Genomic DNA, 23,315 nt, shown 5'->3' on the forward strand with positions numbered 1-23,315 from the left:
TCCCACCTTTCCCTTGTGTGAAATTCTTTGTAATTATAGCATAGTCTCAATGTCTTCTAAGATAGTATTGAAGTTTAAATCTGTATATTTTTCTTCTCCTGTTTTAAAATTCTTTATCTTAAGTTTATTTTTTTCGATTTCTTCAGTTAAGAATATTACAATAAAACTCCCTAATTTATCTGCCCATTTTAATTGAGTTCTTAAATTTTCTTGGGGAGAACCTATATCAACTCTATATTTTGTTCTTAATATGTTCGCAAGTTTTATGCCTGTCTCCACATAATCTTCAGAAAGGGTAATAAATATAAGAGGGATATAAGGTAGAGATATATGGTTTTGCTGTTTTAAAAGAATAATAAGTCTTTCTATACCAAGAGCAAAACCAAGGCCAGGGATGGATGGACCACCGTAAGTTTCTACTAAATTATCATACCTTCCTCCCCCGACTACTGCATTCTGAGATCCAAGAGTTGTGGTGGTAATCTCAAATACGGTTCTTGTATAATAATCAAGTCCTCTTACCAGCTTTGGGTTTAATTTATATTTGATATTATCTAAACTTAAATATTTCTGTACTTTTTCAAAGTGAATTTTACATTCATCGCAAAGATAATCAATGGGTTGTGGAGCCTGATCTTTTAAAGCAATAAGTTTTTCATCTTTTGAGTCAAGTAATCTTAATGGATTTCTTTCTAATCTTTCTTTATCTATGGGGGAAAGTTGGTCTTCGTATTTTCTGAAATAGCTTATAAGAGCTTCTCTATAATTTGGTCTACATTTTATGCAACCTAACGAATTTATTTCCACTTCTAAATTTTCTAACTTAAGGTTTTTCAAAAGATCTACTGCTAATTTTATTACCTCAAAATCTATATATGGATCTTTTCTTCCTAAAACCTCTATTCCTAATTGATGAAATTGTCTATATCTTCCTGCTTGAGGTCTTTCGTATCTAAACATAGGACCAATGTAATATACTTTCCATACAGGTTTCTGATTATATATTTTGTTTGTGAGAAAGGCTCTTATAACTCCTGGAGTACCTTCTGGCCTTAGTGTGAGAGAACGCCCCTTTTTATCTGTAAAGGTATACATTTCTTTCATTACAATATCTGTAGTTTCGCCAGTGCCTTTTCTAAAAAGTTCTGTGTATTCAAATATGGGAGTCCTTATTTCTTCATAGTTATAAGATTCAAAAAGTTTTCTGGCTGTGTTTTCTACAAGTTGCCAATATGGGATATCTTCAGGAAGTATATCTTGTACTCCACGGGGAAGTTCCATGTTCATTCTTTAGCCCTCCTTGGTTTTTTAAGATCTTCGGTATCAATTATAATAGTTACTGGACCATCATTTATTAATTCAACTTCCATGTAAGCTTGAAATTCTCCTTCTTGTACTTTATCTATATGTGTTTTTATATATTCTATAAATTTTTTGTAGAGAAAATAGGCTTTTTCTTTTTCTGCAGCCCTTGTAAAATCGGGTCTTCTTCCTCTTCTACAATCAGCATATAAGGTAAATTGAGAGACTACAAGGATTTCTCCATTTATTTCTTTAATGCTTAAGTTCATTTTTCCCTCTTTATCTGAGAAAATTCTTAAGTTAATGATTTTGTCTGCTAACATTATAATATCTTCTTCTGTATCTTCTTGAGCTATTCCCAAGAGAATTAGAAGTCCTTGAGAAATTTTACCTATTACTTCTCCTTTTACTCTTACCTCTGCTCTCTTTACTCTTTGTATGACTGTTCTCATTTATATTCTCACAGCTCTTCTAACTGAAATGACATCAGATAATTTTTTTATCTCTTCCATAAGATAATTGAAGGTTAAAGGATTGTCAATCTCTACAACTACTTTTATTCTTGCTATGCCATCTTTTCCAACCTTTGTTCCTAAGTCCAATATATTTATTCTTGCCTGTGAGATTCTCTCTATTAGATCTTTCAATAAGCCTACTCTATCTATAGCATCTATCTCGATACCTGTTTTATATTTTCCTCCACCTTTGAGTTTTTGCCATTCAATAGTAATAACTCTTTCTGGGTATCTATTTTTAAGGTGTAAAAGATTAGGACAATCTTTTCTATGTACCACTATGCCCCTTCCTTTTGATACATAACCAATAACTTGGTCTCCTGGTATAGGGTTACAACATTCTGCAATTCTGATCATAATATTATCTAATCCAGATATTTCGAGACCTTCTACTAATTTGTTTTTTTCAGTTTCCCCCAAAGTCACGATAATTTCTTTTTTAAGCTCCTTCTTAAACCTCTCAATAAATTGTTGAGGGGTTATTTCTCCAGTACCTATGCTAAGTAAGAAAGACTCTATTTCTTTGAAACCATGTTCATTCAAGAAATTCTTACCAATGGAAGATTCTAACAAATCATTTATAGAAATCTCATCTTTATTTAACACTTCTTTTAGCCAATCTTCATTTTTCTTTATTTCATTCTCGATAGTTTCTTTGGCTTTTTGAAGTGTTTCTTCTCTTGCTAATTTTTTAAAGTATTGCTTTATCTTATTTTTAGCTTGACTTGTTCTTACAATATTAAGCCAGTCCCTACTTGGTTTTCCCTCTTCTTTACTTGTTATGATTTCGACAATATCTCCATTTTGAAGAACATAATTTAAAGGAACTATTTTACCGTTTACTTTAGCTCCTTTACATCTATGGCCCACTTCAGTATGTATAGCATAGGCAAAATCTAAAGGAGTTGATCCTTGAGGTAGAGCAATAATATCTCCTTTAGGAGTAAAAACATAGATCTCTCTTTCAAAAAGATCACTTCTTATAGAATCTAAGAATTCTTGATCATCCATCAATTCTTTTTGCCATTCAAGTAGTTGTCTTAACCATGATAATTTTTCTTCAAAAGAATCGGGCTTCTTTATCTCTTCTTTATAAAGCCAATGTGCAGCAACTCCGTATTCTGCTATTCTATGCATTTCCCATGTTCTAATCTGTACTTCAAGGGGTTTTCCATCCATAGCAATCACTGTAGTATGAAGTGATTGGTAGTTATTAGATTTTTTATTGGCAATATAATCTTTGAATCTTCCAGGAACTGGTCTCCATAAATTATGGGTAATTCCTAATACTTCATAACATTCTATCTCATTATTTACTATAATTCTTACTCCTAATAAATCATACATTTCTTCTATTTCAATTCCTCTACGAATCATTTTTTGATAAATGCTATAAAGGTGTTTTGCTCTTCCAGTGACTTCTGCCTCTATGTTAGCTTTTTTAAGTTCTTCTTTAATTATTTCAATGGCTTTCTCAATAAATTCTTCTCTCTTTTTTCTAGTTTCAGCTACTTTATTGGCTACGTAATGATATTTATCTGGTTCTAAATATCTAAAAGCTAAATCTTCTAATCTCCACTTTATGTCCCAAACACCTAATCTATGAGCAAGGGGTGCATAGATTTCTAAGGTTTCTTTTGCTATTCTTTTTCTTTTTTCTTCATCATGATATTGAAGAGTTTGCATATTATGTAATCTATCTGCAAGCTTGACTATTATTACTCTTATGTCTTTCGCCATAGCTATAAACATTTTTCTCAAATTTTGAGCTTTATAAGCTTCTGTGGGGTAAAAACTTAATCTTTCTAATTTTGTAATAGCATCTACCAAGGAAAGAACATCTTTTCCAAATTCTTTTTCCAATTCTAAAGGGGTGATATTTGTGTCTTCTAAAACATCGTGAAGCAAACCTGCTATTACTACAGTTTCATCCATTCCAAGATTCATGAGTATTTTGGCAACCTCAACAGGATGAGTTATGTATGGTTCTCCAGATTTTCTAAATTGATTTTTATGAGCCTTTTGTGCAAAGAGGAAGGCTTTCTTCAGGTTTTCTGAAGAATATTTATTATTTGATGCTTGTAATAATTCCTGAAGTAAGCCTTCCTCATCTTTCATAATTTTATTAATTATACTATGAAAATGTTAAAGAATAAAGATTAATCCTATAGCTGAAAGTATTCCTAAAAATCCTCCAAAAAGAAAAGGGGCAGATGGACCAAAATAACTCCATAAAAGACCTGCTAAAAAGGAGGCTGGGAATAATCCTATACCCACTAAGGTGGCGTGAAGACCAATTACCGTAGCCCTTAAATCTGGTGGTGCGAGATCTGCAATAAGGGCTTTTTCAACTCCTTCTGTAAAGGATATATAAAGTCCATAAAGTCCAAAAAGTAGCCATAAATAGGAAAATTTAGATACAAATCCAAAGCCTAAATATACTAAACCATAGAATAAATATCCTATGATCAAGATTTTTTGGCGTCCTATTTTATCTGATAAAGCGCCCGCAGGAAATGAAAATAATGTATAAACTAAGTTGTATAAAAGATAAAGATAAAGTGCATCAAGCATTGATGCACCTAAATTCTTTGATCTTAAAAATAGAAACTGGTTAGAGGAATTTCCGAGCGTAAATATAAAAGTAAATATTAGAAAAGCTTTCAATCTTTTATCCAGATCCTTCCATTTTATTTTTAAAGTTAATTTAGATGTTGAATTATGTTTCATGGTTTCTTTTGCAAGGAATAATATTAAGACACCAAGAAAGGCTGGGATTATGCTTATTAGTATTATCTTTTTAAAGGTAGGTATGTAAAGAGATAAATTAGAAGATGTTTCTTTGATTCCCAAAGAACTTATTATCCATATGGATATTAGAACCCCAAAAAAAGCCCCAAGAGTATCCATTGCTCTATGAAGTCCAAATGCTTTTCCTCGATTTTCTATAGAAGATTCCGCAATAAGTGCGTCTCGAGGAGCGGTCCTTATTCCTTTGCCAAATCTGTCAAGGAGTCTACCAATAAAAACTCCAATCCATGAACCTGCAAGATATAAAAAGATTTTACCAAAGGCTGAAAGAGCGTATCCTGCTATTGCAACGGGTTTTCTTTTTCTAATTTTATCTGAAATATAACCTGAATAAACTTTTAAAAGAGATGCTATACTTTCTGCAAAACCTTCTACTATTCCTAATATGGCAGGTCCAGCACCTAAGGCAAGAAGATAGAAAGATATTAAAGGATAGAACATTTCTGTGCTTATATCTGTAAGAAAGCTTGCTATACCAGTAATTATCACATTCCACATTTATTTTTTCACCTCCTTGTAAATAGTTTAGACATATATTATACTACTTTTTTACAGTGTATATTTATTTAGTGTATAATATGGAGGTGCTATAAATTGGATTTAAAGAGTAAAATAGAAATACTCTTATTGACTTTTGGAGCTATATTTTTAGCAGAGCTTGGTGATAAAACTCAACTTGCTGTTTTGAGTCTTTCTGTAAAAACAAAACAGCCTTTTTGGGTTTTTTTAGGTGCAGCTTTAGCTTTGTCTTTAATTTCTTTTTTAGGGGCTTATCTTGGTGGTTTATTGACAAGATATATTCCTAAGAGTATATTTGAAAAAGTTGTTGGTATATTATTTATTTTAATAGGAATTTTTACAGTGATAAAAAATTAAAGAAAAAAATCAGAAATAAGAAAAAGAAAGTAAAATAAACCCAAAAGTGAAACATATTTCCTAAATTTTTTAGGAATTTCTTTTTCTTTTTATATTTAAAATATAACCTCTCTATAGTATAATATAGTTTTGTCTAATTACAAAATAGGGAAAAGGAGATGAGGTATGAGGAAAAAGGATTATAATATTACTGTTTTTTGGGATGATGATAGACCTATTTTTCAAAATATTCCTGATCTTCTTAAAATTCAATATGACTCATTTAATTGGTTTTTAAAAGATGGTTTAAGAGAGGTTTTAAACGAAATTAGTCCTATTGAATCAACAAGACAGGGACTTTCTTTGGTATTTGTTACAACAGAAGATGGCATCAAAATCGATCCACCCCAAAAATCTCCTGATGAATGTTTAGAGAAGGGTCTTACTTATGAATCTTCCATATATGTTAGAGCAAGGCTTTACTTTAAGGATGAGAACAAAAACATAAAAGATATTAAAGAACAAATGGTATTTTTGGGAAATATTCCCCAAATGACAGAAAGAGCTACTTTTATTGTAAATGGGACAGAAAAAGTCATAGTAAACCAAATAACAAGATCTCCAGGTGTATTCTTCCAAGAAGAAGGACACAGTATTATAGCAACCCTTATTCCTACGAGAGGTGGATGGATAGAATTCGAACTTGATGGCAATGGAATGATTTTTATTCATCCCAATGGTATTAAAAAATTTCCAGTATCTCTTATCCTTAGGGCTTTGGGATATGAGCTTGATTTCTTTTCACAATATTTAGGAAAAGATGAATTAAGTTATCTTGAAACTACTTTTTCAAGAGATAACGTAAGTGATAGAACTCAGGCAATATTCGAAGCATGTAGTAGATTGAGACCAGGAGATGTTCCAAGCAAAGAGGACGAAGCCTTAAGAGTAATTAAGCAACAATTTTTTGATGTAAGAAAATATAATTTAGGAAAAGTTGGAAGATATAAACTTAATCAGAGGTTAGGTCTAAATATCCCTTTAGATAATTATGCTTTAACTGAAGAAGACTTTGTAGAAATTATCAAAAGAATCACTATGGTTAAAACAGGAAAGGACGATGTGGATGATATTGATCACTTAGGAAATAGGAGGATAAGATCTGTAGGAGAGCTTTTACAAGTTCAATTTAGGGCTGGACTCGCAAGAGTAGAGAAATTAATAAGGGAAAAAATGGCTTTAACTGATCCAGAACAAGCAAGTCCAATAAACTTAGTAAGTACGAGGCCATTGATGGCGGCAGTGAGGGAATTCTTCAATAGAAATCCATTATCCCAATTTATGGATCAAACAAATCCACTTTCAGAACTAGCCCATAAGAGAAGGATAAGTGCATTAGGACCTGGAGGATTAACTCGTGAAAGAGCTACCTTTGAAGTAAGAGATATACATCCATCTCATTATGGTAGAGTATGCCCTATTGAAACCCCAGAAGGTCCAAATGCAGGTTTGATAAACTATCTTTCTACGTTAGCGATAGTAGATGATTATGGTTTTATTAGAACACCATATTATAAGGTAAAAGATGGAAAAATAACTAACGAAATAGTATATCTTTCTGCTACTGACGAGGAGAAATATACCATTGCTTCTTTTGATGTTCATCTCAATGAGGATAAAGAAATAGTTGATGAATTAGTACACGCAAGAAGAAAGGGTAAATTTATTCTCTGTTCTCCTAAGGAAGTGGATTTTATTGGGATTTCTCCATATCAAACAGTGAGTATTTCTACGGCTTTAATACCTTTCCTTGAACACGATGATGCTAACCGTGCTCTTATGGGGGCTAACATGCAAAGGCAAGCTGTCCCCTTAATAAATACAGAGCCACCACTTGTTGGTACTGGTATAGAAGAGACAGTAGCAAGAAATACTGGAGTAATGGTGATCTCAGATGTGGATGGAGTGGTAAAAAGAGTAACTTCATCGGAAATAGTTATAGAGACAGATGATAAAAAGGAGAAAAAATATAACTTAATAAAGTATAGAAGAACAAATCAGGGAACTTGTTGGAATCAAAAACCAATTGTTGAAGTTGGCCAAAGAATTAGAAAGGGAGATATTCTTGCAGATGGTCCATCTACATCCAAAGGTAGACTTGCTCTTGGAAGAAATGTCCTTGTGGCCTTTATGCCTTGGGGTGGTTATAACTATGAGGACGCTATTATTATTAGCGAAAGATTAGTAAAAGAAGATATCTTTACATCTATCCATATTGAGGAATACGAGATAAAGGCAAGAGACACAAAATTGGGCCCTGAGGAAATTACAAGAGATATTCCTAATATAAGTGAAGATGCTATAAGGTACTTAGATAAGGATGGAATAATAATGATAGGTGCAGAAGTTGGTCCTAATGATATATTAGTTGGAAAAGTTACTCCAAAGGGAGAGACCGAGCTAACTCCAGAAGAAAGGTTACTCAGAGCAATTTTTGGAGAAAAATCAAGGGAGATAAAAGATACTTCTTTGAGAATGCCTCATGGTGAATGGGGTAAAGTAATAGATGTTAAGGTTCTTACAAGAGAAAATGATGATGAATTACCTCCAGGAGTAAATAAGATAGTTAAAGTAAGAGTTGCTCAAATTAGAAAGATTTCTGTAGGGGACAAATTGGCTGGAAGACATGGTAATAAAGGTGTAATTGCTACTATATTACCAGAAGAGGATATGCCTTTCTTAGAGGATGGTACTCCTGTAGATATAATATTAAATCCTTTAGGAGTACCTTCTAGAATGAATGTAGGACAGATTCTTGAAACTCATTTAGGATGGGCTGCTAATGAACTCGGTATTTATGCTATAGTACCACCCTTTGATGAGGTATTAGGAGAAAATAGATCTGCAAATCTTGTTAAGGAGATGTTAAGAAAAGCAGGTCTTCCAGAGGATGGACGTGTAACTCTTTATGATGGAAGAACAGGAGAACCTTTTGATCAAAAAATTACCGTGGGTTATATGTATATAATGAAGCTCATACATCTTGCTGATGATAAGATTCATGCAAGATCTGTTGGGCCTTATTCTCTTGTAACTCAACAACCATTAGGTGGTAGAGCTCAATTTGGAGGTCAAAGATTTGGAGAAATGGAAGTTTGGGCATTAGAGGCTTATGGAGCTGCCCATACTTTAGAGGAAATGTTAACCTATAAATCTGATGATGTGACTGGAAGAACTGAAGCTTATTCTGCTATTGTATCTGGAAATCTTATAAAAGAACCGGGTATTCCTGAATCCTTTAAGGTTCTTGTAAGGGAATTACAAGGATTAGGCATAAAAGTCTCAGCCTATATTGGTAACAAATTAGTAAATCTTTATAAGCTTGAGAATGAATCTTAAGGAAGGGGAGGATTAAACCTTGAGAATTAAAGATTTTGATAAATTAGTTTTTGGATTAGCTTCTCCAGAAGATATATTGAATTGGTCTTATGGAGAAGTTAAAAAGCCTGAAACAATAAATTATAGAACTTTTAAGCCTGAAAGGGATGGCCTTTTTTGTGAGAAAATATTTGGACCAGTCAAGGATTATGAGTGCCATTGTGGTAAATATAAAGGGCAAAGATATGAAGGTATAACTTGTGATAGATGTGGAGTTACGGTTACAAAAAGTGATGTTAGAAGAGAGAGAATGGGGCATATAAAATTGGCGGTACCTGTAGTTCATATATGGTATTTTAAAAATGTACCTAACTATATAGGATTACTTTTAAATATAAGCAGTAAGCAATTGGAAGAAGTTATTTATTACCATTCATATATAGTTTTATCTCCAGGAGATACACCATTACAAAAGATGCAGATTCTTACAGAGGAAGAATATGAAAAAGCTCTGAGCGAATTTGGTAATAGCTTTAAAGTAGGAATGGGTGCTGAAGCCATCAAAAAACTTCTTAAAGAAATAGATCTTGAGGAACTTTCTTATGATTTAAGAAAACAGATAAATGAATTACAAGGACAAAAAAAAGCAAAACTTATTAAAAGATTAGAGATTGTGGAAAGTTTTAGATTATCTGGAAATAAACCTGAGTGGATGATATTAGAGGTATTACCAGTCATACCACCAGATTTAAGACCTATGGTTCAACTTGAGGGAGGAAAATTTGCTACTTCAGATTTAAATGATCTTTATAGAAGAGTGATAAATAGAAATAACAGACTTGCAAAGCTTTTAGAAATAAATGCTCCCGAAATAATTGTAAGAAATGAAAAAAGAATGTTACAAGAAGCGGTAGATGCGCTTATAGATAATGGAAGAAGAGGAAAACCTGTTACTAATGCTAGTGGAAGACCTCTTAGATCCTTATCTGATATTTTAGAGGGTAAACAAGGTAGATTTAGGCAAAATTTATTGGGTAAGAGAGTTGATTTTTCGGGAAGAGCTGTTATTGTGGTAGGACCAGAATTGAAGTTACATCAATGCGGATTGCCTAAAAAAATGGCTTTGGAGCTTTTCAAACCATTTGTAATAAATAAATTAATAGAACATGGTTTTGCTACAAATGTTAAGAATGCAAGGAAAAAAATTGAAAGAGAAACTTCTGAAGTATGGGATGTACTAGATGAAATAATCAAAGAAAAACTTGTTCTTTTAAACAGAGCACCTACTTTACATAGGGTAAGTATTCAAGCATTTGAGCCTAAATTAATAGATGGAAATGCTATTCAGCTCCATCCTTTGGTATGTCCACCATATAACGCAGATTTTGATGGAGATCAAATGGCTGTTCATGTGCCTCTTTCCTTAGAGGCTCAAGCTGAAGCTCGTCTCCTTATGCTTTCTTCTAATAACCTTATTTCTCCAGCTCATGGAAAACCATTAACATTACCAACTCAGGATATAGTTATTGGACTTTATTATCTTACCTTAATGGTACCAGGAAGAGAAGTTGAAAATATAAGATTCTCAAGTCCTGAAGAAGTATTACTTGCTTTAGATGAAAGAAAAGTTGATTTACATTCTAAAGTGTATGTTTATAGAAAAAGCATGGAAGAAGTGTATGGAGTGGAATTTCCTGTTGAAAAAGTTTATATTGAGACTACCCCAGGTAGATTGATTTTAAATGAGGTTTTACCTGATAAATTAAGATATTATAATGGGGTTTTAACAAGAAAAGAAATCAGGAAAATTGTTGAAAAGTGCTTTAGTGAGTATGGTTGGGGAAGGACTGCAGAATTTTTGGATGAACTCAAGAAATTAGGCTTTATGTATGCTACAAAAGCTGGAGTTAGCTTCTCAATTGTGGATATAGAAATACCAAAAGAAGCAAAGGAAAAGGTTATTAAAAAGGCTGAAGAGGAGGCTTTAAACTTACAAAAAGCAGTAGAAAGTGGTCTTTATTCTGAAGAAGAAAGATATCATAGGGCTATTGAAATATGGACTAAAGCAACCGAAGAAGTAAAAGATATAATGCTTGCTAATTTTGATATGCTTAATTCAGTATTTATGATGGCCTTTTCGGGTGCAAGAGGTAATGTGGATCAAGTAAGACAACTTGCAGCAATGCGCGGATTAATGTCTGATCCTTCAGGTAGAATTATGGATATACCAATTAAGTCAAATTTCTATGAAGGACTTACTATGTCAGAGCATTTTATATCATCTTATGGTGCTCGTAAGGGAGTAGTAGATACAGCTTTGAGAACGTCAGATTCTGGATATTTAACAAGAAGATTAGTGGATGTTGCTCAAAGTCTTGTAATAAAAGAAGAAGATTGTGGAACAAATGATGGAATATATGTGGAACCATTAGAAGATGAAGGAAAGATTGTATTAACGCTCAAGGATAGAATTATAGGAAGATTTGTAGCGGAGGATGTCTATACAGATACAGGTGAGCTAATTGTAAGAAGAAATGAATATATAGATGTAGAAAAGGCTAAAAAAATAGAGGCTGCAGGTATAAAAAGAATTAAAATAAGATCTCCTATGACATGTAAAAGTGAAAAAGGTATCTGTCAAAAATGCTACGGTGAAGATTTAGCTATGCATAGAATAGTTAATATAGGTGAGTCTGTAGGTGTTATTGCTGCTCAGTCTATTGGAGAACCTGGTACACAGCTTACTATGAGAACTTTCCATACTGGTGGAGTAGCATTAACCTCTATAAGCCATCAAAATATTCAAGTTAGAGTAACTGGAAATGTAAAATTTGAAAATATTAAATTTAGAGAAAGATTTGAAGTGCTTGGAAAGAAAGAAAAAGTAGTGGTAAGTCCTAAGGCAAAAATAATAATTGAAGGTGTAAATGAAAAAGAAGAAATTTTATTACCGCCTGGTACTGTTTTGTCTGCATACGAAGGGGAAGTTGTAACCAAGGGGATGAGTTTGGGATATATAGAACCTAACTTAAGATATATCATGTCACCATATAATGGTAAGGTATTAAGTGTAAGGAAAGAAAATGGGGAAAATAGAAGATTTACATTTGTAGGGATTAAATATGATCGGGATAGAGGAAAAATTGATTATATATATAACGAAGAATCTCATTATTGGGTCTATACTTTAATAATTAGAGGCGATGATGGAAAAGAATATAATGTACCTTTGCCAGAAGGTGCTGGTTTTCTATTTAGGATAGGTGAGAGAATTGAGGCTGGAGAAACTATAGCTGAATATAGTAGAGAAACTGTCAAAATACAAGCATGTAAAGATGGTGAAGTGGTAGAGATTAATGAAGGTAATGGAGAGATTATAGATAATATTGTTGCAACAGGAGAGGCTTATATTATTATAAAAACATCAGATGGTGAAGAAATTTATAGGATTCCACGAGGGTTGAAGATACATGTAAAAGTTGGTTCAAAAGTTGAATTTGGCACAATCCTTGCTTACTTCCCATCCTATCAGCAGAGAACTGCAAAAACTGAAGATATTGTTCAAGGTCTTCCTCGTGTTGAAGAACTTTTTGAGGCACGAAAACCAAAAGGAAAATCAATTATAGCTGGTAAGAGTGGTCTTGTAAAGATTGTAAGAACGAAATCAGGAGAAAAAATTGTTATAGAAGGAGAAGATGGAAAGGATGAACACATTTTACCACCTAATGCTCAATTATTAGTAAAAGAGGGTGATTATGTAACAGTTGGACAAGAATTAACTAAGGGTTATAGAAACCCAGCAGATATTTTAGCTAATGAAGGACTTGCTGCCTTACAAAGATATATTGTGGATGAGGTACAAAAGGTATACACAAAACAAGGAGCAGAAATAAATGATAAACATATAGAAGTAATTGTGAGACAAATGACTAATAGGGTGAGAATAGAAGATCCAGGAGATAGTAACTTTTTGGTTGGTCAGTTAGTTAATAGAGTTACTTTTGAAAAGATCAGGCAGAAACTTGAAGAAGAAGGAAAAGTACCACCTATCGCAAAAGATGTTGTACTAGGTATAACAAAAGCAGCTCTTACAACTGATAGTGTTATTTCTGCAGCATCTTTCCAAGAAACAACAAGAGTTCTTGCAGAAGCAGCAGTAAAAGGTAAAGAGGATCCTTTGGAGGGATTAAAAGAAAATGTTATTATAGGTAGATTAATTCCAGCAGGTACAGGACTATTTAAGAGAATTATTCCTGCAAAATCTCAAGCTCAAAAAGCTGAAGTCTTAGAAAATGGAGGTGAACCAGAAGAAATCTCTTGACAAAATTAAGTATATAATGATAAACTTTTTCGCTTGCTTTTAGGGGCATACTTTTATAGTTGTTAATAAAAATTTCAAAAAGATATAGAGTAGGAGGTGTAATTTTGCCTACCATAAATCAATTAGTAAAAAAAGGAAGGAAGCCAAAAGAGAGAAAAAGTAAATCTCCAGCCCTTATGGGTAATCCCCAGAAAAGGGGAGTATGTATTCGTGTTACTACAATGACTCCCAAAAAGCCTAACTCTGCTTTAAGAAAGGTAGCAAGAGTAAGGCTTACTAATGGAGTTGAAGTGTGGGCATACATTCCTGGTATTGGCCATAATCTTCAAGAACACTCTGTAGTTCTTGTAAGAGGAGGACGTGTTAAGGATCTCCCAGGTGTACGATATCACATTATACGTGGTGCCTTAGATGCTGCTGGCGTTGAAGGCAGAAAACAAGGAAGATCAAAATATGGAACTAAGCGTCCAAAAGAGGGAGGTAAGAAATAATGCCTCGTAGAGGACCTGCTACTCCAAGAGATATTCCGCCTGATCCTGTTTATAATAGTGTACTTGTACAAAAGTTGATAAATAAGGTTATGTTGGATGGTAAAAAAAGTACTGCTGAAAAAATTGTATATGGAGCAATGGAAATAATTAGAGATAAAACAAAGCAAGATCCTTTAACTGTTTTAGAAAAAGCAGTACAAAATTTGACTCCACTTCTTGAAGTAAGACCAAGGAGAGTAGGAGGAGCTACTTATCAAGTACCTATAGAAGTTCCTCCACGAAGAGGCCTTTCTCTTGCTTTAAGGTGGCTTGTAAGAGCTGCAAGAGAAAGAAAGGGTATGCCTATGAGAGAGAGGCTCGCAGCTGAGATTTTAGATGCTCTCAATAATACAGGAGGGGCTATTAAGAAGAGAGAAGAAATGCATAGAATGGCAGAAGCTAATAAAGCTTTTGCTCATTATAGATGGTAATTAAAAAGGAGGAAGATAAAAGTGCCTAGATGTCCACTGGATAAATTAAGAAATATAGGAATAGCAGCTCATATAGATGCAGGTAAGACTACACTTACTGAGAGAATACTGTTTTATACAGGAAGAACTCATAAATTAGGCGAAGTACATGAAGGAACTGCTACTATGGACTGGATGGAGCAAGAAAGGGAAAGAGGAATAACCATAACAGCTGCTACTACAACTTGTCGCTGGAAGGATCATGTTATCAATATAATTGATACACCAGGACACGTAGACTTTACTGTTGAAGTTGAAAGATCAATGAGGGTTTTGGATGGCCTTATTGCTGTTTTCTGTGGGGTTGCTGGTGTACAACCTCAATCTGAAACTGTATGGAGACAGGCTACTAAATATAATGTGCCAAGAATCATATTTGTAAATAAGATGGATAGGGTGGGTGCTAACTTTTTCAGGGTTGTAGAAATGATTGAAGATAGATTAGGAGTCAATGTGGTGCCTGTTCAAATACCTATTGGTAGCGAGGACAATTTTAAGGGTGTTATAGATCTTTTAGAGAGAAAAGCAATTGTTTATTATGATGATCTTGGTATTAAGTGGGAAATTACAGAAATACCTGAAGAGTTAAAGGAACAAGCAGAAGAATACAGACATAAACTTGTTGAAAAAATTGTAGAGCTCGATGACGAGCTCTTAGAAAAATATTTAGAGGGAGAGGATATTCCTGTATCAGAACTAAAAAGGGTGTTAAGAAGAGCAACTATTGAGGGAATATTATATCCAGCATTGTGTGGATCTGCTTTTAAAAATAAGGGGGTTCAGCCCTTGCTTGATGCTGTTATTGACTACTTACCTTCTCCATTGGATTTGCCACCTGTTAAAGGTATAAATCCTATAACTGGAGAAGAAGAGATAAGAATAGTGAGCGAAGATGAATCTTTTGTTGCTCTTGCTTTTAAGGTTATGACTGATCCTTATGTAGGGAGGTTAACTTATTTTAGAGTATACTCAGGTAAATTAGAGAAAGGAAGCTACGTTTATAATTCTACGAAAGGTAAAAAAGAAAGAATTGGAAGGCTCCTTCAAATGCATGCAAATCATAGAGAAGATATTGATGTAGTATATGTGGGAGATATAGCTGCTGTAGTAGGCTTAAAATATACAACCACTGGAGATACTTTATGTGATGAGAATAGACCTATAATTCTGGAAGGAATGTCATTTCCAGAACCTGTTATTTCTGTTGCAATTGAACCTAAGAGTACTGAGGAACAAGATAAACTTAGTCTTGCTTTACAAAGACTTGCAGAAGAGGATCCTACTTTTAGGGTAACTTATGATGAAGAAACAGGTCAAACTCTTATTCATGGTATGGGAGAGTTACATTTGGAGATTATTGTTGATCGTTTGAAGAGAGAATTTAAGGTTAATGCTAATGTGGGTAAACCTCAGGTCTCCTATAGAGAAACTATAAGAAAACCAGTAAAGATAGAAGGAAAATACATTAGGCAGACTGGTGGTAGAGGTCAATATGGGCATGTATGGTTTGATTTGGAGCCTTTACCAAGAGGAAGCGGACTTGAATTTGTTAATAAGATAGTGGGGGGTGTTATACCACAGCAATTCATTCCTGCTGTTGAAGCAGGCGTGAGAGAGGCTGCAGATAGAGGTGTATTAGCAGGGTATCCCGTTACTGATATAAGAGTTACTCTTTTTGATGGGTCTTATCATGAAGTAGATTCTTCAGATATGGCATTTAAGATAGCAGCCTCACAGGCCTTTAAAGATGGTGTTTTAAAGGGTGATCCAGTTCTTCTTGAACCAATAATGAAGTTAGAAATAATTGTTCCTGAAGAATATATGGGTGATGTTATAGGAGATCTTAATAGCAGAAGAGGAAGAATAGAAAAAATTGAATTTATAAATAATTCAAGAGTTATAAAAGCCCTTGTTCCTCTTGCTGAGATCTTTGGCTACGCTACAACTCTCCGTTCGTTAACTCAGGGAAGAGGAATATTCTCAATGGAATTCTCTCATTATGAAGAAATGCCATTAAATATTCAGGAAAAAATCTTATCTTCAAATTTTAAAAAATAATGAATAGGAGGAGATAAAGGATGGCGAAGGAGAAATTTGTAAGGACGAAGCCACATGTAAACATAGGTACGATAGGTCACGTAGACCATGGTAAGACGACATTAACGTCGGCCATAACGATGGTATTAGCGGCGGAAGGGTTAGCGAAGCCATTGAAGTATGAAGACATAGATAAAGCGCCTGAGGAGAGGGCGAGAGGAGTGACGATAAACTTATATCATGCGGAATATGAGACACCAAACAGGCATTATGCGCACATAGATGCGCCGGGGCATGCTGACTATATAAAGAACATGATAACAGGGGCTGCACAGATGGATGGAGCGATCTTAGTAGTATCAGCGGCGGATGGGCCAATGCCGCAGACGAGGGAGCACATACTATTAGCGAGGCAAGTAAACGTGCCATACATAGTAGTATTTTTAAACAAGATAGACATGGTAGATGATCCAGAGATTGTGGACTTAGTTGAGATGGAAGTAAGGGACTTATTAACGAAGTATGGATATCCAGGGGATGAAGTACCAGTAATAAGGGGGTCAGCATTAAAAGCCGTAGAGGTAATGGGTCAGAATCCGAACACGAAGAGAGGGGAGGACAAGTGGGTAGATGCGATATGGGAATTAATGGATGCGGTAGACAGTTACATACCATTACCTGAGAGAGATGTAGACAAGCCATTTTTAATGCCAATAGAGGACATATTTAGCATAACTGGTAGAGGGACAGTAGTTACGGGGAGAGTAGAGAGAGGAAGAGTGAAGGTAGGGGATGAAGTAGAGATAGTAGGGTTAACAGATGAGATAAAGAAGAGTGTAGTAACAGGGGTAGAGATGTTCAGGAAGCAATTAGATGAAGCGATAGCTGGAGACAACATAGGGATATTATTAAGAGGGATAGACAAAGATGAAGTAGAGAGGGGACAAGTAGTAGCGGCGCCAGGGAGTATAAAGCCACATACGCATTTCAAGGCGCAAGTATACGTATTAAAGAAGGAAGAAGGGGGAAGGCACACGCCATTTTTCAGTGGATACAAGCCACAATTTTATTTCAGAACTACAGATGTAACAGGTGAGATAAGATTACCAGAGGGAGTACAGATGGTGATGCCAGGGGACAATATAGAGATGGAGATAAAGTTAATAAAGCCTGTAGCATTAGAGGAAGGTTTAAGATTTGCAATCAGAGAAGGTGGAAAGACTGTTGGTGCAGGTGTCGTAACTAAAATTATTGAATAATGGGGGCGATCAGTAGACATGAGTAGTTATTCAGATAGACAAAAAATAAGAATTAAATTAAAAGCATTTGATCACAGAGTTCTTGATCAATCAACTAAAAAGATTATAGAAACAGTAAGAGGAACTGGGGCTAAGATTTCTGGCCCTATTCCTCTTCCTACAAAGGTTACAAGATATTGGGTATTACGTTCTCCACACGTGAATAAAAACTCTGGAGAACATTTTGAAATAAGGATTCATAAAAGACTAATTGATATAGAAAATCCAACAGCAAAAACAGTGGAAGCTCTTATGAATTTAGAGCTTCCAGCTGGTGTTGAAGTTGAAATTAAAACATAGAGAGGGGTAAAGACTATGGCTGCTCCTACAACAAAAGCTATATTAGGTAGAAAAGTTGGAATGACCCAGATTTTTGGTGAAAATGGCGAGATTATACCAGTAACAGTAATAAAGAGTGGACCTTGCCTTATATTAAATGTGAGAACTAAAGAAAAAGATGGATATAATGCTATTCAATTAGGGTTTGAAAGGTGTAAGGAGAGTAAACTAAATAAGCCATTGTTAGGTATATTTAAAAAATTGGGATTTCCACCCTTTAAAGTTATAAAGGAGGTAAGAGTAGTTAATACTTCAGATTTTGTTCCTGGTCAAGAGATAAAAGTAGAAATATTTCAAGAAGGAGAATTGGTTGACGTAACTGGTAAGAGTAAAGGGCATGGATATACTGGACATATCAAATTGTGGAATTTTGCACGTGGTAGAATGTCTCATGGTTCTAAATTTCATAGAAGAAGAGCATCAATTGGTGCTGGTGGAGTTCAGCATGTAATGAAAGGTCAGAAAATGGCAGGAAGATGGGGCAATGAAACTATCACTGTTCAAAATCTAAAGATTGTAAAGGTAGATAAAGAAAAAGATTTAATTTTGGTTAAAGGTGCTGTTCCTGGTCCTGTAGGTAATTTATTAATTATCAGAAAGGCTGTTAAGGATATAAAGTAATAGGAAGGGGATAGAAAAATGATTCAAGTACCTGTATATAACCAAAAAGCAGAAAAGATTGGAGAGATTGAGTTAAAAGATGAATTATTTGGAATAGAGAAAAGACCTGACCTTTTCTACACATGTGTGGTCATGCATTTAGCTAATGGTAGACAGGGTACTCATTCTACCAAGAGGAGAGGAGAGGTAAATAGAAGTGGTAGAAAGGTTTGGCCTCAAAAAGGTACAGGTCACGCAAGACAGGGTGATAGAAAAGCTACTCATTGGGTAGGTGGAGGTAGACCTTTTGGTCCAAAACCTCGTGATTATTCTTATAAGATTCCTAAGAAGGTGAGAAGACTTGCAATAAGATCTGCATTATCTACTAAGCTTAAGGAAAATAACCTTTATATTTTGGATAAAATTGAATTATCACAACCCAAAACAAAAGAGTTGGTAAATATATTAAATAATTTTGGATTAAAAGAAGCAAAAGTACTTATAGGTATACCTCAAAAAGATGAAACATTAAAAAGAGCTGCTATGAATTTAGAGAATGTAAAAACGATGGTAGCATCTTGTCTTAATGTATATGATTTATTAAAATATGATTATTTGGTATTGACTGTTGATGCTATACCTGTAATAGAGGAGGCATTTTTGAAATGAGAGATCCATACACTGTTATTATAAAGCCTGTTCTTACTGAAAAAAGTTTAAATTTGGCTAAAGAAGGTAAGTATGTTTTTGAAGTGGCTAAGGATACAAATAAAATAGAAGTTGGAAAAGCAGTTGAGGAAATTTTTAAGGTAAAGGTTAAAAAGGTGGCTATAATAAATGAAAAACCAAAAAGACGTAGATTGGGTCTTTCTCAGGGATTTACTTCAACAAGAAAGAAAGCCATAGTAACTTTAGAACCAGGTTATAAAATAGAGCTTATTAGTGGAGTATAGGAGGTAGAAAAGAATGGGACTTAAAAAGTTTAAACCTATTACACCTGGATTAAGACATTTAATATTGCCTGATTTTTCAGAGATTACTAAAGAAGAACCTGAAAAATCTCTGCTAAAACCACTTAAGAAAAGTGGTGGAAGGAATAATTTTGGCCATGTTACTACAAGATTTAGAGGTGGCGGTCATAAGAGACTTTATAGAATAATTGATTTCAGGAGAGATAAAGATGGAATACCAGCTAAAGTAGCAAGTATAGAGTATGATCCAAATAGAACTGCCAGGATAGCGTTATTATATTATGCTGATGGAGAGAAAAGATACATTATAGCACCAGAAGGTTTAAAAGTTGGAGATATTATTATGTCTGGCGAAAATGTTGATATTAAAGTAGGGAATAATCTTCCTTTAAAGAATATTCCTGATGGAACATTGATTCATAATTTGGAGTTATATCCTGGAAGAGGCGGTCAACTTGTAAGGGCTGCTGGAACAGCTGCTCAAATCTTAGGTAAAGAAGGAAAATGGGCATACGTAAGGCTCCCATCGGGCGAAATAAGGTTGTTTGATTTAAATTGTAGAGCAACTATCGGTCAGGTAAGTAATGTGGATAATCAGAACATATCCTTAGGAAAAGCAGGGAGAAGCAGATGGCTTGGTAGAAGACCTCATGTAAGAGGTTCTGCTATGAATGCTGTAGATCATCCTCACGGAGGTGGTGAGGGTAAGGCACCTATAGGTCATCCAGGACCTCTTACTCCTTGGGGTAAACCAACTCTTGGGTACAAGACAAGGAAAAAGAGAAAGCCTTCTGATCGTTTCATAATTCAAAGAGCAAACGACAAAAAAGAAATGAAGTAAAGGGGAGGAGCTCATGGGTCGTTCATTAAAAAAGGGTCCATATGTAGATCCAAAACTTCTTAAAAAGATAAGAGAGTTAAATGAGAAAGGCGAAAAAAGAATTATTAAGACTTGGTCTAGGAGATCTGTTATTGTTCCAGAAATGGTAGGACATACTATTGCTGTATATAATGGAAGAAAGCATATTCCAGTGTATATTACAGAGAATATGATAGGGCACAGATTGGGAGAATTTGCTCCTACAAGAACATTTACAGGTCACAGAATACCTACTGCTCGTATTACAGCGATTAAGTAGGGAGGTTGAATTTAGATGATTGAAGTAAAGGCTGAAAGCAAATATATTAGAATATCTCCTTACAAGGCAAGAAGGGTTATTGATCTTGTAAGGGGTAAAATGGTTAGTGAGGCTGAGGCTATTTTAGAAAACCTTCCTCATAAAGCTGCACATTTTATACTAAAATGTTTGAGATCTGCTAAAGCAAATGCTGAACACAATTATGGACTTAGGGCTGAAAGATTATATGTATCAAAGGCTTTTGTAAATGAGGGTCCACGTTGGAAGAGGTTAAATCCACGTGCAAGAGGAAGGGCAGATATTATACAAATTAGAAATAGTCATATAGTAATCTATTTAAAAGAGAAGGAGGAAGAATAATATGGGGCAGAAGACACACCCTTATGGTTTTAGATTAGGTATAACAAAAGATTGGAAAAGTCATTGGTATGCTGAAAAATCTGATTATTCCTCCTTAATACATGAAGATTGGGCTATAAGAAATTATATTAAAAAGAACTACTACCAAGCAGGAATATCACGTGTTGAGATTGAGAGAAAAGCTATAAATAGAGTTGATATAACAATTCATACTGCAAGGCCTGGTGTACTCATTGGAAGAGGTGGAAGTGAAATTGAAAATATAAGGAAAAATCTTGTTAAATTAACTAATAAAAATGTTTTTGTTAATGTGATAGAAGTAAAAAATCCAGAACTTGATGCCCAACTTGTAGCTGAGAATATAGCAATGCAAATAGAAAAAAGAATAAGTTATAAGAGAGCAATGAAACAAGCAATAAATAGAGCTTTAAGGGCTGGAGCAAAGGGTATAAAAGTAATGTGTAGTGGAAGACTTAATGGTGCAGAAATTGCAAGATCAGAGTGGTTTAGAGAAGGCCGTATTCCTTTGCAGACTTTAACTGCTGATATTGATTATGGTTTTGCGGAGGCTTTCACTATATCAGGAGTAATAGGAGTAAAAGTTTGGATATATAAAGGAGATATTCCTGAACTTCATAAAGAACCTATTCGAGAGTTACCGGAAAAGGCTACACCTCAAAAGGTTATAGATGAAGATATGTATGAGAAAGATGAGGTGAATTACGATGTTGATGCCTAAAAGAGTTAAACATAGAAAACAACATCGTGGAAGATTAAAGGGAGTAGCTACGCGTGGTAATAGGGTAGTATTTGGTGATTATGGTATACAAGCTTTAGCTCCAGCATGGATAACGAGTGAACAAATAGAGGCTGTAAGAAGAACTCTTACAAGACATGCTGGGAAAAATGGAAGAATATGGATTAGGATTTTTCCAGACAAATCTGTAACAGCAAGGCCTGCAGAAAGTAGAATGGGTGGAGGCAAAGGTGATGTTAAAGGATGGGTAGCAGTAGTAAAGCCAGGTACAATACTTTTTGAAATTGGAGGAATCCCTAAGGAAGAAGCCATGGAAGCAGTAAGAATAGCTGGAAGTAAATTACCTATTAAGACAAGATTTGTAACAAGAGAATTGGGTGGTGATTAATATATGGGGAGAAGAGCTATGGAGTTAAGAGAAAAAACCAATGAAGAGTTAATGGAAGAATTAAAGAAATTGAGATCAGAGCTTTTTAATCTCCGAGTACAACAATCAACAGGTGGGTTAACTAATCCTCATAGATTGAAGGAAATAAGAAAAGATATTGCTCGAATTCTTACTATTCTGAGAGAGCGTGAACTTAAAAAATCTTAATTTAAGGAGAGAGATTAAATGAGTGGCAAGAGAAAAGAAATGATAGGAAAAGTTGTAAGTGCAAAAATGCAAAAAACTATTGTTGTTTTAGTAGAACAGACTTATACTCATCCATTATATAAGAAAACAGTAACAAGAAGGAAAAAGTATAAGGCTCATGATGAGCTTCAAGAAGCTCGTGAAGGTGATATTGTATTAATAAGGGAAACAAGACCACTATCAAAAGAAAAAAGATGGAGATTAGTAAAGATCTTGAAAAAAGCAGAATTAATACCTACCTTATCTGGGGAAAACGTGGAAGAGAATATTACTAATGACAGTATAAGGGAAGGTGATTTAAATGATAATGCCTCAAACTAGATTGGTAGTAGCAGACAATAGTGGAGCTAAAGAGATAATGTGCTTTAGAATTTTAGGAAAAAAGAGAGTAGCTCAGGTTGGAGATATTATAGTGGCCAGCGTAAAAGATGCTGTTCCAAGAGCTAATATCAAGAAGGGTGATGTAGTATATGCTGTGGTTATTAGAACAAGAAGAACTATAAGAAGGAAAGATGGATCTTATGTAAGGTTTGATGACAATGCGGCAGTAATAATTGATAAGGATGGTAATCCAAGAGGGACAAGAGTGTTTGGACCAGTAGCCAGAGAATTAAGGGAAAAGAATTTTATGAAAATTATCTCTTTAGCAACAGAAGTCATATAGAGGTGAAGAGAGATGGATATTAAAAAGGGTGATTTAGTTCTCGTAATATCAGGAAAAGATAAAGGAAAAAAAGGAAAGGTTATCTCTGTTCTTCCTGCTGAAGAGAAAATAGTTGTCGAAGGAGTTAATATTGTAAAAAAACATGTACGTCCTTCTGCTAAAATGAGGCAAGGTGGAATAGTTGAGAAACCGGCACCTTTATATAGGTGTAAAGTTATGCTTATATGTCCTCGTTGTAACCAACCTACGAGGATAAAGCATACATTTTTAGATGATGGAAAAAAAGTAAGAGTTTGCTCTAAATGTAAAGAGATTATTGATCGTGTTTAATAAG

23 protein-coding genes and 1 pseudogene are annotated in these 23,315 nt (G+C 34.5%); 20 read left to right on the forward strand and 4 right to left on the reverse strand.

What is annotated here, in order from left to right:
- Positions 1-33: 33 nt before the first annotated feature.
- Genes hisS through ACY3JM_RS05220 form a run of 4 tightly spaced genes read right to left on the reverse strand, consistent with a single transcriptional unit; the run spans position 34 to position 5,126 of the window.
- Entirely contained in the window at positions 34-1,287 is a 1,254-nt protein-coding gene (hisS, locus tag ACY3JM_RS05205) for a histidine--tRNA ligase (protein ID WP_463111108.1), read from the reverse strand.
- Positions 1,284-1,754, reverse strand: a complete 471-nt coding sequence (gene dtd, locus ACY3JM_RS05210; protein ID WP_463082249.1) for a D-aminoacyl-tRNA deacylase — start codon at positions 1,752-1,754, stop codon at positions 1,284-1,286. Before dtd ends, hisS begins: the two co-directional genes overlap by 4 nt.
- On the reverse strand, positions 1,755-3,935 hold the full coding sequence (locus ACY3JM_RS05215; protein ID WP_463111109.1) for a RelA/SpoT family protein: 2,181 nt from the start codon (positions 3,933-3,935) through the stop codon (positions 1,755-1,757). It abuts the gene before it with no gap.
- 27 nt (positions 3,936-3,962) lie between these two features.
- Positions 3,963-5,126 carry an MFS transporter gene (locus ACY3JM_RS05220; protein ID WP_463111110.1) on the reverse strand — a complete coding sequence of 388 codons (1,164 nt, stop codon included), beginning with the start codon at positions 5,124-5,126 and terminating at the stop codon, positions 3,963-3,965.
- Positions 5,127-5,222: 96 nt separating this feature from the next.
- Between ACY3JM_RS05220 and ACY3JM_RS05225 the strand changes: the two genes are divergently transcribed.
- From ACY3JM_RS05225 to rplX, 20 genes and pseudogenes are all read left to right on the forward strand, one after another.
- A complete protein-coding gene (locus ACY3JM_RS05225) occupies positions 5,223-5,504 on the forward strand; it encodes a TMEM165/GDT1 family protein (protein WP_463111111.1) in 282 nt (93 codons plus the stop codon).
- 165 nt (positions 5,505-5,669) lie between these two features.
- Positions 5,670-8,882, forward strand: coding sequence for a DNA-directed RNA polymerase subunit beta (rpoB, locus tag ACY3JM_RS05230; RefSeq protein ID WP_463111112.1), 3,213 nt, complete (start codon positions 5,670-5,672; stop codon positions 8,880-8,882).
- Positions 8,883-8,901: 19 nt separating this feature from the next.
- Positions 8,902-13,182: a DNA-directed RNA polymerase subunit beta' gene (gene rpoC, locus ACY3JM_RS05235; RefSeq protein WP_463111113.1), complete on the forward strand. Its 4,281-nt coding sequence runs from the start codon at positions 8,902-8,904 to the stop codon at positions 13,180-13,182.
- A 104-nt stretch (positions 13,183-13,286) separates the two neighbouring features.
- A complete protein-coding gene (gene rpsL / locus ACY3JM_RS05240) occupies positions 13,287-13,673 on the forward strand; it encodes a 30S ribosomal protein S12 (RefSeq protein WP_148805443.1) in 387 nt (128 codons plus the stop codon).
- Positions 13,673-14,143, forward strand: a complete 471-nt coding sequence (gene rpsG, locus ACY3JM_RS05245; RefSeq protein ID WP_463082243.1) for a 30S ribosomal protein S7 — start codon at positions 13,673-13,675, stop codon at positions 14,141-14,143. The genes rpsL and rpsG overlap by 1 nt, the downstream gene beginning before the upstream one ends.
- A 21-nt stretch (positions 14,144-14,164) precedes the next feature.
- A complete protein-coding gene (fusA, locus tag ACY3JM_RS05250) occupies positions 14,165-16,240 on the forward strand; it encodes an elongation factor G (RefSeq protein ID WP_463082242.1) in 2,076 nt (691 codons plus the stop codon).
- A gap of 20 nt (positions 16,241-16,260) precedes the next feature.
- The gene (gene tuf, locus ACY3JM_RS05255; RefSeq protein WP_463081859.1) at positions 16,261-17,478 is read left to right on the forward strand and encodes an elongation factor Tu; all 1,218 of its coding nucleotides are present in this window, start codon (positions 16,261-16,263) and stop codon (positions 17,476-17,478) included.
- Positions 17,479-17,496: 18 nt separating this feature from the next.
- Positions 17,497-17,817, forward strand: coding sequence for a 30S ribosomal protein S10 (gene rpsJ / locus ACY3JM_RS05260; RefSeq protein ID WP_148805460.1), 321 nt, complete (start codon positions 17,497-17,499; stop codon positions 17,815-17,817).
- Positions 17,818-17,832: 15 nt separating this feature from the next.
- A complete protein-coding gene (gene rplC, locus ACY3JM_RS05265; protein WP_463082241.1) occupies positions 17,833-18,477 on the forward strand; it encodes a 50S ribosomal protein L3 in 645 nt (214 codons plus the stop codon).
- Between the two features lie 18 nt (positions 18,478-18,495).
- Positions 18,496-19,125: a 50S ribosomal protein L4 gene (rplD, locus tag ACY3JM_RS05270; RefSeq protein WP_463082240.1), complete on the forward strand. Its 630-nt coding sequence runs from the start codon at positions 18,496-18,498 to the stop codon at positions 19,123-19,125.
- Positions 19,122-19,409 carry a 50S ribosomal protein L23 gene (rplW, locus tag ACY3JM_RS05275; protein WP_463082239.1) on the forward strand — a complete coding sequence of 96 codons (288 nt, stop codon included), beginning with the start codon at positions 19,122-19,124 and terminating at the stop codon, positions 19,407-19,409. Before rplD ends, rplW begins: the two co-directional genes overlap by 4 nt.
- Before the next feature lie 13 nt (positions 19,410-19,422).
- Entirely contained in the window at positions 19,423-20,268 is an 846-nt protein-coding gene (gene rplB / locus ACY3JM_RS05280; protein WP_463082238.1) for a 50S ribosomal protein L2, read from the forward strand.
- 13 nt (positions 20,269-20,281) lie between these two features.
- Complete coding sequence (gene rpsS, locus ACY3JM_RS05285) at positions 20,282-20,566, forward strand: 30S ribosomal protein S19 (RefSeq protein WP_012547998.1); 285 nt, start codon at positions 20,282-20,284, stop codon at positions 20,564-20,566.
- 15 nt (positions 20,567-20,581) lie between these two features.
- Entirely contained in the window at positions 20,582-20,926 is a 345-nt protein-coding gene (gene rplV, locus ACY3JM_RS05290) for a 50S ribosomal protein L22 (protein ID WP_148805470.1), read from the forward strand.
- Position 20,927: 1 nt separating this feature from the next.
- A complete protein-coding gene (rpsC, locus tag ACY3JM_RS05295; protein ID WP_463082236.1) occupies positions 20,928-21,665 on the forward strand; it encodes a 30S ribosomal protein S3 in 738 nt (245 codons plus the stop codon).
- The gene (gene rplP, locus ACY3JM_RS05300) at positions 21,652-22,071 is read left to right on the forward strand and encodes a 50S ribosomal protein L16 (protein WP_463082235.1); all 420 of its coding nucleotides are present in this window, start codon (positions 21,652-21,654) and stop codon (positions 22,069-22,071) included. Before rpsC ends, rplP begins: the two co-directional genes overlap by 14 nt.
- A 3-nt stretch (positions 22,072-22,074) precedes the next feature.
- Entirely contained in the window at positions 22,075-22,278 is a 204-nt protein-coding gene (gene rpmC, locus ACY3JM_RS05305; protein ID WP_463082234.1) for a 50S ribosomal protein L29, read from the forward strand.
- 18 nt (positions 22,279-22,296) lie between these two features.
- Positions 22,297-22,545: pseudogene (gene rpsQ, locus ACY3JM_RS05310) on the forward strand (30S ribosomal protein S17); the annotation flags it as partial.
- 73 nt (positions 22,546-22,618) lie between these two features.
- Positions 22,619-22,981 (forward strand): 50S ribosomal protein L14, encoded by a 363-nt coding sequence (gene rplN, locus ACY3JM_RS05315; protein WP_463082233.1) that lies wholly within the window; start codon positions 22,619-22,621, stop codon positions 22,979-22,981.
- Between the two features lie 12 nt (positions 22,982-22,993).
- Positions 22,994-23,311 (forward strand): 50S ribosomal protein L24, encoded by a 318-nt coding sequence (rplX, locus tag ACY3JM_RS05320; protein ID WP_463082232.1) that lies wholly within the window; start codon positions 22,994-22,996, stop codon positions 23,309-23,311.
- The last annotated feature ends 4 nt before the right edge of the window (positions 23,312-23,315 follow it).

The organism is Dictyoglomus sp. SSW, assembly GCF_055181335.1.

Bases quoted from the DNA above. Each gene is read 5' to 3' on its own strand.
- ACY3JM_RS05220 (WP_463111110.1), bottom strand. From the start codon at position 5,126: ATGTGGAATGTGATAATTACTGGTATAGCAAGCTTTCTTACAGATATA.
- rpmC (WP_463082234.1), top strand. From the start codon at position 22,075: ATGGGGAGAAGAGCTATGGAGTTAAGAGAAAAAACCAATGAAGAGTTA.
- hisS (WP_463111108.1), bottom strand. From the start codon at position 1,287: ATGAACATGGAACTTCCCCGTGGAGTACAAGATATACTTCCTGAAGAT.
- ACY3JM_RS05215 (WP_463111109.1), bottom strand. From the start codon at position 3,935: ATGAAAGATGAGGAAGGCTTACTTCAGGAATTATTACAAGCATCAAAT.
- tuf (WP_463081859.1), top strand. From the start codon at position 16,261: ATGGCGAAGGAGAAATTTGTAAGGACGAAGCCACATGTAAACATAGGT.
- rplB (WP_463082238.1), top strand. From the start codon at position 19,423: ATGGGACTTAAAAAGTTTAAACCTATTACACCTGGATTAAGACATTTA.
- rplV (WP_148805470.1), top strand. From the start codon at position 20,582: ATGATTGAAGTAAAGGCTGAAAGCAAATATATTAGAATATCTCCTTAC.
- rplN (WP_463082233.1), top strand. From the start codon at position 22,619: ATGATAATGCCTCAAACTAGATTGGTAGTAGCAGACAATAGTGGAGCT.
- rpsC (WP_463082236.1), top strand. From the start codon at position 20,928: ATGGGGCAGAAGACACACCCTTATGGTTTTAGATTAGGTATAACAAAA.
- rplC (WP_463082241.1), top strand. From the start codon at position 17,833: ATGGCTGCTCCTACAACAAAAGCTATATTAGGTAGAAAAGTTGGAATG.
- rplW (WP_463082239.1), top strand. From the start codon at position 19,122: ATGAGAGATCCATACACTGTTATTATAAAGCCTGTTCTTACTGAAAAA.
- dtd (WP_463082249.1), bottom strand. From the start codon at position 1,754: ATGAGAACAGTCATACAAAGAGTAAAGAGAGCAGAGGTAAGAGTAAAA.
- rplD (WP_463082240.1), top strand. From the start codon at position 18,496: ATGATTCAAGTACCTGTATATAACCAAAAAGCAGAAAAGATTGGAGAG.
- rpoB (WP_463111112.1), top strand. From the start codon at position 5,670: ATGAGGAAAAAGGATTATAATATTACTGTTTTTTGGGATGATGATAGA.
- rpsJ (WP_148805460.1), top strand. From the start codon at position 17,497: ATGAGTAGTTATTCAGATAGACAAAAAATAAGAATTAAATTAAAAGCA.
- rpsS (WP_012547998.1), top strand. From the start codon at position 20,282: ATGGGTCGTTCATTAAAAAAGGGTCCATATGTAGATCCAAAACTTCTT.
- rpsG (WP_463082243.1), top strand. From the start codon at position 13,673: ATGCCTCGTAGAGGACCTGCTACTCCAAGAGATATTCCGCCTGATCCT.
- rplP (WP_463082235.1), top strand. From the start codon at position 21,652: ATGTTGATGCCTAAAAGAGTTAAACATAGAAAACAACATCGTGGAAGA.
- rplX (WP_463082232.1), top strand. From the start codon at position 22,994: ATGGATATTAAAAAGGGTGATTTAGTTCTCGTAATATCAGGAAAAGAT.